Below are 14,594 nucleotides of genomic sequence, written 5' to 3'. Positions count from 1 at the left end.
GCGCTCAAGCGCCGCCGGGCCTGCGCCCGCACATCTCGTCCTGTCCTTCGGGCCAGCGCTCGTTGCCCGCCAGCCGCAGATGCTGGCCATGGTCCGAGGAACGCTGGTACAGACTGAGCCCGAACAGCGGCAGCATGCCGATCAGGTGATCGAAGATCGCGCCCTGTATGGCCTCGTACTCCACCCAGACCGTGGTGCTGGTGTAGCAAAACAGCTCCAGCGGCACCCCCATGGGCGACGGCTCCATGGTGCGCACCAGCAGGAACATGTTCGGCGTCTTGTGGATGTGCGGATGGCGCAGCAGGTAGGCGTATGCATAGGCCTTGAACGCGGCCAGATTGCTCAGATGCTGCGCTGCCATCTCGCTGCCCGCCGGCGCGTCGGCCATGCGCAGGCCGCCGTCACTGCTCCAATAGTCCTTGAGAGGCTCAAGCAATGACAATTTCTGCCGCTGCTCGGCCGTCAGCAGGCGGATGGTGTGGGCGTCTATGTGCAGCGAGCGGCGGATGCGGCGCCCGCCCGACTCGAACATGCCGCGCCAGTTCTTGTAGCTGTCGCTCATCAGCCGCCAGGTCGGAATGGTGGTGATGGTCTTGTCCCAGTTCTGCACCTTCACCGTGTGCAGCGCGATGTCGATCACGAAGCCATCGGCGCCGACCTGGGGCATCTCTATCCAGTCGCCCACGCGCAGCATGTCGTTGGAGCCCAGCTGCACGCCGGCCACGAAGGACATGATGGTGTCCTTGAAGATCAGCATCAGCACGGCCGAGGCGGCGCCCAGGCCCGACAGCAGCAGCAGCGGAGAGCGGTCCACCAGGGTGGCGACGATGAGCACGATGGCGATCAGGAACACCAGCAGCTTGCCCAACTGCACATAGCTCTTGATCGAGTGGGCCTGCGTGGCCTTGCGCTCTTCCTTGAGCTCGTGCGCCTCGTTCATGGCGTTGAGCAGGGCGCTGATCACGCGGGCCACGTGATAGATGGTGCAGGCGATGGCCAGGTTCAGGATCAGCGTGGCCCACTGCGGCTGCAACTGCGGTATGGCCTGCACGCCCGACTGCATGACCAGCGAAGGAACGGCCTTGGCCAGCCGCTGCAGCACGCTGTCGTGCAGCAGCACCTGCGCCCATTCCATCTCCACCAGCGTGCTGCGCATGCGCGGAAGCACGCGCAGCAGCAGCCATTGCACGACAAACCCCGCCGAGCGGGCCAGCAGCACCAGCGCGCACAGCGCGGCCAGCGCCTGCATGACAGGATCCCAGCCGGAAATCAAAGACCAGTTCAGCAAGAGAAAACTCCAGGGCGCGGAAAAACCTGCCGCGCGAAAGCGGCATGCCCGGGATGTCCGTATTCGTTCCTGCGCAAGTCCGGGCTGGCGATGGCGGAACGTCTGCGGCAAGGCGCCGCAGATGGGCTCCAAGCATACGCAGCGCGGCTTTTCCCAGCGCAGAGGCCGGGCAAGCGCGCCGTGGCCGGCGGGCCGATGACGCAGTACCGCCTGCGGGCTTGTGGGCGGCTTCGGGCGCGGCCGGGCCGGGGGCCTAAAATCGCCGGTTGATTCCGGCAATCCACCTTGTCAGGCCCCTGGGCCGCAGCACCATGCAAGAGAAATACAACCACATCGACGTTGAGCGCGCAGCGCAAGACCACTGGTCCGCCCGCGACGCTTACCGCGTGACCGAAGACCAGGCCAAGCCCAAGTTCTACGCCTGCTCCATGCTGCCCTACCCCAGCGGCAAGCTGCACATGGGCCATGTGCGCAACTACACCATCAACGACATGCTGACGCGCCAGCTGCGCATGAAGGGCTACAACGTCCTCATGCCCATGGGCTGGGACGCCTTCGGCCTGCCGGCCGAGAACGCTGCGCTCAAGAACAAGGTGCCGCCCGCGCAGTGGACCTACGACAACATCGCCTACATGAAAAAGCAGATGCAGGCGATGGGACTGGCCATCGACTGGAGCCGCGAGATCGCCACCTGCGACCCCGACTACTACAAGTGGAACCAGTGGCTGTTCCTGAAGATGCTGGAAAAGGGCATTGCCTACCGCAAGACCCAGGTCGTGAACTGGGACCCGGTGGACCAGACCGTGCTGGCCAACGAGCAGGTCATCGACGGCCGCGGCTGGCGCACGGGCGCGCCGGTCGAAAAGCGCGAAATCCCCGGCTACTACCTGAAGATCACCGACTACGCCCAGGAGCTGCTGGACCATGTCCAGGTGGGCGGCGACAAGGCCACGCTGACCGGCTGGCCTGAAAAAGTCCGCCTGATGCAGGAAAACTGGATCGGCAAGAGCTCCGGCGTGCGCTTTGCGTTCACCCACGACATCCGTGGCGCCGACGGCCAGCCCATCCAGGACGGCCGCCTGTACGTGTTCACCACGCGTGCCGACACCATCATGGGCGTGACGTTCTGCGCCGTGGCGCCCGAGCATCCGCTGGCCCAGCATGCCGCGGCATCGCAGCCCAAGCTCGCGGCCTTCATCGATGAATGCAAGAAGGGCGGCACCACCGAGGCCGAACTCGCGCTCAAGGAAAAGGAAGGCCTGCCCACGGGCCTGTTCGTCACGCACCCGCTGACGGGCGCCCAGGTCGAGGTCTGGGTCGGCAACTACGTGCTCATGAGCTACGGCGACGGCGCCGTCATGGGCGTGCCCGCGCATGACGAGCGCGACTTCGCCTTTGCGAAGAAGTACGGCATCGCCATCCGCCAGGTCATCGCGGTCGAAGGCGAGACCTTCAGCACCGAGGCATGGGCCGACTCGTACGGCGACAAGCAGCGCGCTGCCTGCATCGATTCCGGCGAACTCGACGGCCTGCCCCATGTGGCGGCCGTGGACAAGGTGGCTGAGCTGCTGGCCGCCAAGGGCCTGGGCGAGAAGAAAACCACCTGGCGCCTGCGCGACTGGGGCGTGAGCCGCCAGCGCTACTGGGGCACGCCCATCCCCATCATCCACTGCGAGGACTGCGGCGCCCAGCCCGTGCCCGCCAAGGACCTGCCCGTGGTCCTGCCCCAGGACCTGGTGCCCGATGGCTCGGGCAACCCCCTGGTCAAGAGCGAAGCCTTCCACGCCGGCGTGGTCTGCCCCTGCTGCGGCAAGAGCGCACGCCGCGAGACCGACACCATGGACACCTTCGTGGACTCGTCCTGGTACTTCATGCGCTATTGCGACGCCAGAAACGGCGAGCAGATGGTGGCGGAAGGTGCCGAGTACTGGATGCGGGACCAGAATGCCGCCACCGGCGGCAGCGGCATGGACCAGTACATCGGCGGCATCGAGCACGCCATCCTGCACCTGCTGTACGCGCGCTTCTGGACCAAGGTCATGCGCGACCTGGGCCTGGTCAAGGTCGATGAGCCCTTCACCAAGCTGCTGACCCAGGGCATGGTGCTCAACCACATCTACAGCCGCCGCACGGCCAAGGGTGCCAAGGAGTACTTCTGGCCCAAGGATGTCGAGCATGTGTTCGACGAGACCGGCAAGATCGTGGGCGCCAGGCTCAAGGCCGAGGTGGACAGCGCCGATGGCCTGCTGCCCGTGGGCACGGACATCGACTACGAGGGCGTGGGCACCATGTCCAAGTCCAAGAACAACGGCATCGATCCGCAGGAGCTGATCGAGAAGTACGGCGCCGACACCGCGCGCCTGTACACCATGTTCACTGCGCCACCCGAGCTGACGCTGGAATGGAACGATGCCGCCGTCGAAGGCAGCTACCGCTTCCTGCGCCGCGTCTACAACTTCGGCGCCAGGCTGTCGCAGATGGACATGGCCGGTGCCGTGCAAAGCGTGGCCGGCGCCAAGTCGCTGGACGACGTGGAGTTCGGCAAGGCCGCCAAGTCCCTGCGCCTGGAGATCCATACCGTGCTCAAGCAGGTGGAGTACGACTACCAGCGCATGCAGTACAACACCGTGGTCTCGGGCGCCATGAAGATGATCAACGCGCTGGAGGACTTCAAGTCCTTCGACGACGCGGGCGCCCAGGTGGCGCTGATCGAAGGCTTCGGCATCCTGCTGCGCGTGCTCTACCCGGCCACGCCCCACCTGGCCCATGCGCTGTGGAGCGAGCTGGGCTACGCCGCCGACCTGGGCGACGTGCTGGATGCGCCCTGGCCCCAGGTCGATCCCCAGGCCCTGGTGCAGGACGAGATCTCCCTGGTGCTGCAGGTCAACGGCAAGCTGCGCGGGGCCATCCTGGTGTCCTCGACGGCCGACAAGGCCGAGATCGAGCGCATTGCCCTGGCCAACGAGGAATGCCAGAAGTTCACCAACGGTGCCGTGCCCAAGAAGGTGATCGTGGTGCCTGGCCGTCTGGTCAACGTCGTGGTCTAGGCCATGGCATGCCCCCTGAGGCGCTGCGCGCCTTCCCCCTCTCGCTTCGCGGGGGGGGACGACACCCTCGCTGCGGGGCGGCCCTTGCTCGGTGTCCCTCGCTTTGGGCGTGACCGTTGCAAGGGCTGTGAGTGGCGCAAGCGCCTTGGAGAACTGATATGCAAAAACGTACCCTGCTCACCGCCCTGGCCCTGGCTCCACTGCTGGGGGCCTGTGGCTTTCGCCTGCGGGGGGTGCCGACCTTCGTGTTCCGCTCGCTCTACATCCAGGCTAGCCGGGGCTCTGCGGTGGCGCGCGAGCTGTCGCGCAATCTGGCCAGTGCCAGCGACAAGCTGACCGTGCTGCGCGATCCGGCATCGCCCGACGATGCCGAAGCGATCTTCCAGATCGTCAGCGAGCGGCAGGAGCGGGTCATCGTCGGCATGAACGCGCTGGGCCAGGTGCGCGAGTTGCAGCTGCGCCTGCGCGTGCGCTTCAAGCTGCGCACGCCCAATGGCGACGAGCCGATTCCCGAGACCGAAATCCTGCAGCAGCGCGACGTGACTTACAACGAAACCAACGCGCTGTCCAAGGAAGCCGAGGAGGCCATGCTCTACAAGGACATGCGCACCGACATCGTGCAGCAGTTGCTGCGCCGCCTGGCCGCCGTCAAGAGCCTGACCTGAGTTCCATGCAGCTTGCCCTGAACCAGCTCGGCGGCCATCTGGCCAAGGGCCTGCGCCCGCTCTATGTGCTGCACGGCGACGAGCCACTGCAGCAGCAGGAGGCGGCCGATGCCATCCGCGCCGCAGCGCGCGCGGCCGGCTATACCGAGCGCAGCAGCTACACCGTGGCCGGCGCGCATTTCGACTGGAGCGCCGTGCTGGCGGCCGGTGGCTCGCTGTCGCTGTTTGCCGACCGGCAGATCGTCGAGATCCGCATTCCCTCGGGCAAGCCCGGCAAGGACGGCGGTGCCGCGCTGCAGCAGATCGCCGAGGCCGCACGCGGCAATGACAGCACGCTCACCCTGGTCCTGCTGCCGCGCCTGGACAAGGCCACCAAGACGGGGGCCTGGTTCAGCGCGCTGGACGCCCAGGGCATGACGCTGCAGATCGATCCCATTGAGCGCGCCCAGTTGCCGGCCTGGATTGCCCAGCGGCTGGCGGCCCAGGGCCAGCGCGTCGCACCCGGCGAGGAAGGGCAGCGCACGCTGCAGTTCTTTGCCGACCGCGTGGAAGGCAACCTGCTGGCCGCGCACCAGGAAATCCAGAAGCTGGCGCTGTTGCATCCCGAGGGTGAACTGAGCCAGGCCCAGGTCGAGCAGGCCGTGCTCAATGTGGCGCGCTACGACGTGTTCAAGCTGTCGGAGGCCGTGCTGGGCGGGCAGCTGGCGCGCGTCTCGCGCATGCTCGATGGCCTGCAGGCCGAAGGCACGGCCGAGGTGCTGGTGCACTGGACCCTGGCCGAGGACATCCGCGCCATCTGCCGCGTGAGGGACGCCATGGCCGCAGGCCAACCCCTGCCGATGGCGCTGCGCGCCCAGCGCATCTGGGGCATCAAGGAACGCTTGTTCGAGCGCCTGCTGCCGCGCATCACCGACGCCCAGGCCGCGCGCCTGCTGCAATCGGCCCACGCGGTGGACGGCATCGTCAAGGGCCTGGCCTTCGAAGGCTGGCCGCGCGACGGCTGGCAGGCCCTGCGTCGCTTGGCCGTGGACCTGGCCCAGGCCGGCGCCAAGGGCTGACGTACCGTTCCTAGCGCGCCTTTTCCAGCTGCGCCTGGGCCTTGGTGGCCCAGGTCTCAAGGTTGTCCAGCAGGTCCTTCTGGCTGAAGGAGCAGCTTTCCTCGCTGAACAGCGCGCTGGACTCCAGTCGGTCCAGCAGATTGAGCAGCACTTCGCCGTAGCGCGGCGGCAGGGCCTGCAGCAACTCCGATGAGGCCCTGGCCTGCTGTCCGAGCACGGCGGCCGACAGCTGCTGCTGTGCCAGTTGGGCGAAGCCGGCGTGCAGCTGTGCGAGCTGCTGGGCGGCGAGAAGAGTGTCGTGGCTGGTGGACATGGCGGGAAAACCTCTGCGTACTGGGCAGCAGTGTAGGGTGGCCGCGACATCCTGCCGGCCGCCGGAACGCGGGGTTTGCCCTCTGGTGGCCGTGTGCAGACGCATCCTGGCCGCATCGCGGCCGCATGTCGGCGCGGGGCATGCCCGGTCCCGGTGCGCAAATGGGCGCAACTCGGCGAGAATCTCGGAATGAACGCGCTCAATATCGTCGAATACACCCACAACCTGGGCGTTCAGGCCAAAGTGGCCTCCGCCCAGATGGCCCGAGCCTCGGCTGCCGTCAAAAGCCGCGCCCTGCTGGCGCTGGCGCGCCTGCTGCGGGAGAACGTGGAGCCGTTGCAGACCGACAACGCCCGTGACCTCGACCGCGCCGTGGCCAACGGCCTGTCCGCTCCCATGGTGGACCGCCTGCGCCTGACGCCCAAGGTGCTTGAAACCTGTGCCCAGGGCTGCGAACAGCTGGCATCCATGGCCGACGTGATCGGCGAGATCATCGGCATGAAGCAAATGCCCAGCGGCATCCGCGTGGGCCAGATGCGCGTGCCCATCGGCGTGTTCGGCATGATCTACGAGAGCCGCCCCAACGTGACCATCGAGGCGGCCAGCCTCAGCATCAAGAGCGGCAACGCCTGCATTCTGCGTGGCGGCTCGGAAGCCATCGACTCCAACAAGGCCCTGGCCGCCCTCGTGGCCAGGGCGCTGGCCGAGGCCGGCCTGCCCGAGCACGGCGTGCAGCTGGTGCAGACCACGGACCGCGAGGCCGTGGGCCAGCTCATCGCCATGCCCGACTACGTGGACGTCATCATCCCGCGCGGCGGCAAGGGCCTGATCGAGCGCATCAGCCGCGAGGCCAAGGTGCCGGTCATCAAGCACCTGGACGGCAATTGCCACACCTATGTCGATGATCCCTGCGACATCGCCATGGCCGTCAAGGTGGCCGACAACGCCAAGACCAACAAGTACAGCCCCTGCAATGCCAGTGAAAGCCTGCTGGTGGCGCGCGGCGTGGCGGCCGAGTTCCTGCCGCAGATCGGCGCCATCTACGCCGCCAAGGGCGTGGAGATGCGCGGCTGCCCCGAATCGCTGGCCATCCTGAAGTCCGTGGCCGGTGCCCAGCTGGCCGAGGCCACCGAGCAGGACTGGAGCGAGGAATACCTGGCGCCCATCATCAGCGTCAAGATCGTCGCGGGCGTGGACGAGGCCATCGCCCACATCAACCGCTACTCCAGCCACCACACGGATGCCATCCTCACGCGCGACCACATGCATGCCCAGCGCTTTCTGCGCGAGGTGGACTCGGCCAGCGTCATGGTCAATGCCAGCACGCGCTTTGCCGATGGCTTCGAGTACGGCCTGGGTGCGGAAATCGGCATCAGCACCGACAAGTTCCATGCGCGCGGTCCTGTGGGCATCGAAGGCCTGACCTCGCTCAAATACGTGGTGCTGGGTGAAGGCGAAGTCCGCACCTGACCGGACCGTGCTGCGCGCCGGCAGGCACCCGGCCGGGATGCCCCGGGCGGGCACCGCAGCACCGCAATGAACTCATGAAAATCATCATTCTTGGCGCCGGCCGTGTGGGCTACAGCGTGGCTGAAAGCCTGGTGTCCGAACGCAACGACATCACGGTGATCGACACCGATGCGCGGCGCCTGCGCGAGCTGGAGTCGCGGTTCGATCTGCGCGGCGTCGTGGGCAACGGCATCGATCCCCAGGTGCTGGCCGAGGCCGGCGCCAAGGACACGGACCTGCTGATCGCCTGCGCCGCGCTCGACGAAACCAACCTGGTGTGCTGCAAGCTGGCCCAGGTGCTGTTCGAGATTCCCACCCGCATCGCGCGCGTGCGCTCCTCGGGCTTTGGCGATGACGAGACGCTGCTGGGCAAGGAAGGCTTCGGCGTGGACCGCATCATCTGCCCCGAGGAATCGCTGACCAACTACATCAGCAAGCTCATCGAGTTCCCCGAAGCCATGCAGGTGCGTGCCTTCGCGGGCGGACGCGCCGCGCTGGCCTCGGTGCGCGCGCGCGACGGCGCCCCCGCCGTCGGCAAGCACATCGGCGAGCTGCGCGACTGCATGCCCGAGCTGGCCATGCGCATCGTGGCCATCTACCGGCGTTTCCTGGAGGAGCCCGACCGCTTCGTGCGCTGCGACGGCAACACCCGCATCGAGCCCGGCGACGAGGTCTTCATCCTGGCCGCGCGCGAGCATGTGGCCGAGGTGCTGCGCGCCATCCACCAGCCCGCGGGCCGGCCTTCGCGCCCCGTCTACCGCATCATGATCGCCGGTGGCGACCAGGTCAGCCTGCGCCTGGCGCTGCAGCTGTCGCGCGTGCCGGGCCGCTTTCACATCAAGATCATCGAGCCCGACGAGCAGCGCTGCCAGGACCTGGCCTCGCTGCTGCCGGCCGAGGTGCTGGTGCTGCACGGCGATGCCACCGACGAGGACCTGCTGGCCGATGAAAGCGTGGAGGACGTGGACCTGTTCCTGGCCCTCACCGACGACGACGAGAACAACATCATGGCCAGCCTGCTGGGCAAGCGCATGGGCGCGCGGCGCGTGCTCTCGCTGATCACGCGGCGCGCCTATGCCGACCTGATGCACGGCACGCAGATCGACATTGCGCTGTCGCCGGCCCAGGCCATGCTCGGCGAGCTGCTGGCCTATGTGCGCCGCGGCGACGTGCAGGCCGTGCACAGCCTGCGCCGGGGCGTGGCCGAGGCGCTGGAGATCGTGGCGCGCGGCGACCGCAAGAGCTCGCGCGTGGTCGGCCGCAAGGTCGAGGACCTGCGCGTGCCCGAGGATGCGCACATCGGCCTCATCGTGCGCGGCATTCCCGAAGGCGTGCCGGCCGACGAGATCGCGGCCGGTGCCGAGCCCGAGGTCATCATTCCGCGCGGCAACACCGTGATCGAGAGCGGCGACCACGTGGTCTTCTTCCTGCCCCACAAGCGGCTGGTGCGGGACGTGGAAAACCTGTTCCGCGTCAGCGCCACCTTCTTCTGAGCCCATACCCATGCGCGACCTGTTCCCCGTCCTGCGCGTGCTTGGCATGCTCATGGTCATGTTCGCGCTGTCCATGCTGCTGCCCTTTGCCGTGTCCTGGTTTGCCGACGACGGCATCTGGCGCATCTACCCCTGGGCCATCGGCATCACGGCGGCGGCGGGGCTGTCGCTGTGGGTAGGCCTGGACCATTTCCGGCGTGAGCTGCAGCCGCGCCACGGCGTCATCCTCGTCACCCTGGTCTGGGTGGTGCTGCCGCTGTGCGCCATGCTGCCGCTGGTGCTGGGCCTGGGCCATGTGGGCCTGAGCATCAGCTTCACCCATGCCTATTTCGAGGCCGTCTCGGGCCTGACGACGACGGGCGCCACCGTGCTCACGGGGCTGGACGCATTGCCCGTGTCCATCAACGTCTGGCGCACCTTCCTGCAATGGCTGGGCGGCATGGGCATCCTGATCCTGGCCGTGGCCATCCTGCCTCTGCTGGGCGTGGGCGGTGCCCAGCTGTTCCGCGCCGAGGCCGCCGGCCCCATCAAGGACACCAAGCTCACGCCGCGCATGACCGAGACCGCCAAGGGCCTGTGGGGCGTCTACGGCGTGTTCTCGCTGGCCTGTGCACTGGCCTTCTGGACCGCAGGCATGGAGCCGCTGGATGCGCTGATGCACATGTTCGCCACGGTGAGCCTGGGCGGCCTGTCCTCGCATGACGCCAGCTTTGCCTACTTCGACTCGCCGCTGATCGAGCTGATCGCCCTGGTCTTCATGCTGCTGGCCAGCTGCAACTTCGCGCTGTACTTCGTGGCCATGCGCAAGGGCCGCTGGGACGGCTTCTGGCGCGACCCCGAAATGCGCGCCACGCTGGCCGTGCTGCTGGGCGGCGGGCTCATCGTCGCGCTGCTGCTGTGGGCCAAGGGCGTGTACGGGCCTGTCGAGGCGCTGCGCTACGGCATCTTCCACGTGGTCTCGGTGGCCACGACGACTGGCTTCACCACGGTGGACTATCTGAGCTGGCCCGTCTTCGCGCCCGTGCTCATGCTGCTGCTGTCGGGCGTGGCCACCAGCGCGGGCTCCACGGGTGGCGGCATCAAGATGGTGCGCATGCTCATCCTGCTCAAGCAGGCGCGGCGCGAGCTCACGCGGCTCGTGCATCCTCGCGCCATGCAGCCCGTGCGGCTGGGCAACGGCGTGGTGGATGACCGCATGATCTTCTCGGTGCTGGCCTTCATGCTGGTCTATGGCGCCACCGTGATCACGCTCAGCATGGTGCTGCTGCTCACCGACCTGGACCCGGTGACCGCCTTCTCCGCCGTGCTGGCCAGCGTGCACTGCATGGGGCCGGGCCTGGGTGCGCTGGGTCCGAGCTCCAACTATGCTGTGCTCACCGACTTCCAGACCTGGATCTGCACCCTGGCCATGCTGCTGGGGCGCCTGGAAATCCTCAGCTTCATGGCGCTGCTTTCCCCGGCTTTCTGGCGCCGATGATGCCGAAGAGACTGGGGAAAACACTTAGACCATGGTCCAATCTCTACAATTGCCCCCCACCGCCGTACCCAGAGGGTCTTTATGGTTCCACATCTCATCACGGCCCTGACAGGCCCGATCAACGAGCTTGAGCAGCGCATCCTCGACTCCATGCCGGCGATCGAGCGCTGGTTCCGGCTCGAATGGATGGAACACACGCCGCCTTTCTATTGCTCGGTGGACATCCGAAACGCCGGCTTCAAGCTCGCGCCCGTGGATACCAACCTGTTTCCTGGCGGCTGGAACAACCTGACCGACGAAATGCTGCCGCTGGCCGTGCAGGCGGCCATGGCGGCGATCGAGAAGATCTGCCCCGAAGCGCGCAACCTGCTCATCATTCCCGAGAACCACACGCGCAACACCCATTACCTGGCCAACGTGGTGCAGCTCAAGCGCATCTTCAACATGGCCGGTCTGAATGTGCGCATCGGCTCCATCAGCCCCGATGTGAAGAAGACCACCACCGTCACCCTGCCGCATGGCGACACGGTGACGCTGGAGCCGGTGATCCGCAGCAAGCGCCGCATCGGCCTCAAGGATTTCGATCCCTGCACCATCCTGCTCAACAACGACCTGTCCTCCGGCGTGCCGGGCATCGTCGAGGAACTGTACGAGCAATACCTGCTGCCGCCCCTGCATGCAGGCTGGAGCGTGCGCCGCAAGAGCCGCCATTTCCAGAGCTACGAGGAGGTGGCCAAGCGCTTCGGCAAGCTGCTGGGCATCGATCCCTGGCTGATCAACCCGCTGTTCGGGCGCAGCGAAGGCATCGACTTCGCCAATGGCGTGGGCATGGAAGGCCTGGCCGAGCAGGTCGATGTGCTGCTGGCCAAGGTGCGCCGCAAGTACAAGGAATACGGCATCAAGGAAAAGCCGTTTGCCATCGTCAAGGCCGACAACGGCACCTATGGCATGGGCGTGATGACCGTGCGCGACGCCAAGGAGCTGGCCGAGCTGCCGCGCAAGAGCCGCAACAAGATGGGCATGATCAAGGACGGCCAGACCGTGCACGACGTGATCATCCAGGAAGGCGTGCTCACCCAGGAGCGCATGAACAACGCCGTGGCCGAGCCCGTGGTCTACATGATGGACCGCTACGTGGTCGGCGGCTTCTACCGCATGCACCCCGAGCGCGATGTGGACGAAAACCTCAACGCGCCCGGTGCCGGCTTCGTGCCGCTGGCCTTCCAGCACAGCACCCAGCTGCCCCAGATCGGCGCCCGCCCGGGTGCCAGCATGCCCAATCGCTTCTACATGTACGGCGTGGTGGCCCGGGTCGCCATGCTGGCGGCCAGCTATGAGCTGGAGGCGACCAACCCCAACGCGGAAATCTACGACTGATCGGGGTGCTGTCCGATGCGCGCGTCATCAGGACAGCGGACAATGCCGGCATTTCAATTGACTGAAGCCATCTCCCCACGGGATGGCGCATAGACCTGTGCAGAAAACCAAATCTTCGTTGGCCGCGCTCACCCTGGGCGCCATCGGCGTGGTCTATGGCGATATCGGCACCAGCGTGCTGTATTCGGTCAAGGAGGTGTTCGGCTCCGGCCATGTGCCGTTCACCCAGGAGAACATCTACGGCGTTCTGTCGCTGCTGTTCTGGACGCTGACGGTCATCGTCTCGCTCAAATACGTGGTCCTGGTGCTGCGTGCCGACAACAACGGCGAAGGCGGCCTGGTCGCCATGCTGGCCCTGGCCTCGCAGACCGTCAAGGACAAGCCGCGCCTGCGCAGTGTGCTGCTGCTCATCGGCATCTTCGGCACCTCGCTGTTCTATGGCGACGGCGTGATCACGCCGGCCATCTCCGTGCTTTCGGCCGTCGAGGGCCTGGAGGTGGTGTCCCCGCACTTCACCAAGGCGGTGATCCCGCTGACCCTGGTCATCCTGTTCCTGCTGTTCTGGTTCCAGAAGCACGGCACGGCAGGGATAGGGCGCTTTTTCGGCCCCATCACCCTGGTCTGGTTCGCCACCATCGCCGCGCTGGGCATACACCAGATCGCCGGCCATCCGGAAATCCTGGCGGCCATCAGCCCGCACTTCGCGGTGCGCTTCATCTGGGACAACCCCGGCACCAGCTTCATCATCCTGGGCGCCGTCGTGCTGTGCGTGACCGGGGCGGAGGCGCTCTACGCCGACCTGGGCCACTTCGGCAAGAAGCCCATTCGCCTGGCCTGGTTCTCCGTGGCCATGCCTGCCCTCACGCTCAATTACTTCGGCCAGGGTGCGCTGCTGCTGGCCAACCCGGCCGCCGTGAAGAATCCCTTCTACATGATGGCCCCGGCCTGGGCCCTGCTGCCCCTGGTGCTGATGGCCACCATGGCCACGGTCATCGCTTCGCAGGCCCTGATCACGGGCGCCTTCAGCGTCACGCGCCAGGTCATACAGCTGGGCTATCTGCCGCGCCTGGAAGTGCGCCACACCAGCGTGCGCGAGGCCGGCCAGATATACATGCCCCTGGTCAACTGGAGCCTGTTCGTGGCCATCGCGCTGGCCGTGGTGCTGTTCCGCTCCAGCGGCAACCTGGCGGCCGCCTACGGCATTGCGGTGACGCTGGACATGCTGATCACCACCACGCTGACCTTCTTCGTGATCCGCTACCGCTGGAACTACCCGCTGGCCCTGTGCATTGCCGCCACCGGCTTCTTCTTCCTGGTGGACCTGGCCTTCTTCTCGTCCAACCTGCTCAAGCTCTTCGATGGCGGCTGGTTCCCGCTGCTGATCGGCGGCACGGTGTTCTCGCTGATGATGACCTGGCGCAAGGGACGCGAGCTGCTGCACCAAAAGCTGCAGGCCGATGCCATCGACCTCAAGAGCTTCCTCGAATCGGTATGGCGCCATCCCCCGGCGCGGGTGCCGGGCACGGCCGTCTTCCTGTCCGGCGAGCCCGGCACCGTGCCCAACGCCCTGCTGCACAACCTCAAGCACAACAAGGTGCTGCACACCCAGAACATCTTCGTCACGGTGCGCAACCATGAAGTGCCCTGGGTGGGCCTGGACAAGCGCACCGAGATCGAGGCGCTGGGCAGCGACTGCTGGCAGGTCATCATCAACTACGGCTTCAAGAACGAACCCGATGTGCCGGCGGCGCTGTCCCTGTTGCGCCCCCGGGGCTGCCAGCTCGACGCCATGGAGACCAGCTACTTCCTGTCGCGCGACGTCATCATCCCGCGCATCAGCCACCGCATGGCGCCCTGGCGCGAAAAGCTGTTCGCCCAGATGCACCGAAACGCCAGCCGTGTCTCAGACTTCCTGCACCTGCCCAGCAACTCCGTGGTGGAGCTGGGCTCCAAGATCGAGCTGTAGGCGTCGCCCGCGCATCGCACGATCCGCGACTGTGGTGACAGAATCGCGCGATGCGCTTTCTCCGTGACTTGAGTCCTTCCGCCTTTGCGGCCGGCTTCGTGGCCGTGCTCGTGGGCTTCACCAGCTCGGTGGCCCTGGTCTTCCAGGCCGCCCAGGCCTTCCATGCCACGCCCGAGCAGATCACCTCCTGGGTCTGGGCGCTGGGGCTGGGCATGGGCCTGTGCTCCTTGCTGCCCTCGCTGATACTGCGCATGCCCGTCATGGTCGCCTGGTCCACGCCAGGCGCTGCCGTGCTTGCCACGGCGGGGCTTGCCGGGGGCTTTTCCATGGGCGAGGCCGTCGGCGCCTTCATCATCAGCGCGGGGCTGATCATCCTGGTGGGCGCCACAGGCTGGTTCGAG

Annotated in this window: 11 protein-coding genes (1 of these 11 only partly in view); 9 read left to right on the top strand and 2 right to left on the bottom strand. The window is 66.6% G+C overall.

The features are described from left to right. Nucleotides 1-4: 4 nt before the first annotated feature. Nucleotides 5-1,249: a mechanosensitive ion channel family protein gene (locus ACFPFG_RS17925; RefSeq protein WP_380110292.1), complete on the bottom strand. Its 1,245-nt coding sequence runs from the start codon at nucleotides 1,247-1,249 to the stop codon at nucleotides 5-7. Between the two features lie 350 nt (nucleotides 1,250-1,599). Here ACFPFG_RS17925 and leuS point away from each other — a divergent pair, with 350 nt between their 5' ends. The 3 genes from leuS to holA all read left to right on the top strand — a co-directional run bounded on the left by leuS (nucleotide 1,600) and on the right by holA (nucleotide 6,058). Further along, nucleotides 1,600-4,335 carry a leucine--tRNA ligase gene (gene leuS, locus ACFPFG_RS17920; protein WP_380107658.1) on the top strand — a complete coding sequence of 912 codons (2,736 nt, stop codon included), beginning with the start codon at nucleotides 1,600-1,602 and terminating at the stop codon, nucleotides 4,333-4,335. A gap of 158 nt (nucleotides 4,336-4,493) precedes the next feature. Next, complete coding sequence (locus ACFPFG_RS17915) at nucleotides 4,494-5,000, top strand: LPS-assembly lipoprotein LptE (RefSeq protein WP_183018789.1); 507 nt, start codon at nucleotides 4,494-4,496, stop codon at nucleotides 4,998-5,000. Between the two features lie 5 nt (nucleotides 5,001-5,005). Next, the gene (holA, locus tag ACFPFG_RS17910; RefSeq protein WP_380107656.1) at nucleotides 5,006-6,058 is read left to right on the top strand and encodes a DNA polymerase III subunit delta; all 1,053 of its coding nucleotides are present in this window, start codon (nucleotides 5,006-5,008) and stop codon (nucleotides 6,056-6,058) included. A 10-nt stretch (nucleotides 6,059-6,068) separates the two neighbouring features. Here the strand turns inward: holA and ACFPFG_RS17905 are convergent, their stop codons facing one another. Beyond that, on the bottom strand, nucleotides 6,069-6,371 hold the full coding sequence (locus ACFPFG_RS17905; RefSeq protein ID WP_197954125.1) for a hypothetical protein: 303 nt from the start codon (nucleotides 6,369-6,371) through the stop codon (nucleotides 6,069-6,071). A 189-nt stretch (nucleotides 6,372-6,560) separates the two neighbouring features. On the opposite strand from ACFPFG_RS17905, the gene ACFPFG_RS17900 reads away from it, so the two are divergent. The 6 genes from ACFPFG_RS17900 to ACFPFG_RS17875 form a co-directional block, all read left to right on the top strand. Next, nucleotides 6,561-7,841, top strand: a complete 1,281-nt coding sequence (locus tag ACFPFG_RS17900; RefSeq protein WP_012207797.1) for a glutamate-5-semialdehyde dehydrogenase — start codon at nucleotides 6,561-6,563, stop codon at nucleotides 7,839-7,841. Between the two features lie 74 nt (nucleotides 7,842-7,915). After that, the gene (gene trkA / locus ACFPFG_RS17895) at nucleotides 7,916-9,373 is read left to right on the top strand and encodes a Trk system potassium transporter TrkA (RefSeq protein WP_012207796.1); all 1,458 of its coding nucleotides are present in this window, start codon (nucleotides 7,916-7,918) and stop codon (nucleotides 9,371-9,373) included. Nucleotides 9,374-9,383: 10 nt separating this feature from the next. Beyond that, entirely contained in the window at nucleotides 9,384-10,850 is a 1,467-nt protein-coding gene (locus tag ACFPFG_RS17890; RefSeq protein ID WP_380107653.1) for a TrkH family potassium uptake protein, read from the top strand. Nucleotides 10,851-10,931: 81 nt separating this feature from the next. After that, the gene (gene gshA, locus ACFPFG_RS17885; protein WP_012207794.1) at nucleotides 10,932-12,227 is read left to right on the top strand and encodes a glutamate--cysteine ligase; all 1,296 of its coding nucleotides are present in this window, start codon (nucleotides 10,932-10,934) and stop codon (nucleotides 12,225-12,227) included. A gap of 97 nt (nucleotides 12,228-12,324) precedes the next feature. Further along, complete coding sequence (locus ACFPFG_RS17880) at nucleotides 12,325-14,193, top strand: potassium transporter Kup (RefSeq protein ID WP_197954123.1); 1,869 nt, start codon at nucleotides 12,325-12,327, stop codon at nucleotides 14,191-14,193. Between the two features lie 50 nt (nucleotides 14,194-14,243). Continuing rightward, nucleotides 14,244-14,594: the 5' portion of a benzoate/H(+) symporter BenE family transporter gene (locus ACFPFG_RS17875; protein ID WP_183018792.1), read on the top strand. Its footprint extends 831 nt past the window's final position; the window shows 351 of its 1,182 coding nt (coding positions 1-351); its start codon is at nucleotides 14,244-14,246; the stop codon falls past the right edge of the window.

Source organism: Delftia deserti, from assembly GCF_042653485.1.
Taxonomy (GTDB): Bacteria; Pseudomonadota; Gammaproteobacteria; order Burkholderiales; family Burkholderiaceae_C; genus Comamonas; species Comamonas acidovorans.
The sequence above is the reverse complement of the archived record's forward strand: the minus strand, read 5'-3'. Positions and strand labels throughout refer to the sequence as shown.

Coding starts and splice junctions, on each gene's coding strand:
- ACFPFG_RS17915 (WP_183018789.1), top strand. CDS start 4,494: ATGCAAAAACGTACCCTGCTCACCGCCCTGGCCCTGGCTCCACTGCTG.
- holA (WP_380107656.1), top strand. CDS start 5,006: ATGCAGCTTGCCCTGAACCAGCTCGGCGGCCATCTGGCCAAGGGCCTG.
- leuS (WP_380107658.1), top strand. CDS start 1,600: ATGCAAGAGAAATACAACCACATCGACGTTGAGCGCGCAGCGCAAGAC.
- ACFPFG_RS17900 (WP_012207797.1), top strand. CDS start 6,561: ATGAACGCGCTCAATATCGTCGAATACACCCACAACCTGGGCGTTCAG.
- ACFPFG_RS17905 (WP_197954125.1), bottom strand. CDS start 6,371: ATGTCCACCAGCCACGACACTCTTCTCGCCGCCCAGCAGCTCGCACAG.
- gshA (WP_012207794.1), top strand. CDS start 10,932: ATGGTTCCACATCTCATCACGGCCCTGACAGGCCCGATCAACGAGCTT.
- trkA (WP_012207796.1), top strand. CDS start 7,916: ATGAAAATCATCATTCTTGGCGCCGGCCGTGTGGGCTACAGCGTGGCT.
- ACFPFG_RS17925 (WP_380110292.1), bottom strand. CDS start 1,249: ATGCAGGCGCTGGCCGCGCTGTGCGCGCTGGTGCTGCTGGCCCGCTCG.
- ACFPFG_RS17890 (WP_380107653.1), top strand. CDS start 9,384: ATGCGCGACCTGTTCCCCGTCCTGCGCGTGCTTGGCATGCTCATGGTC.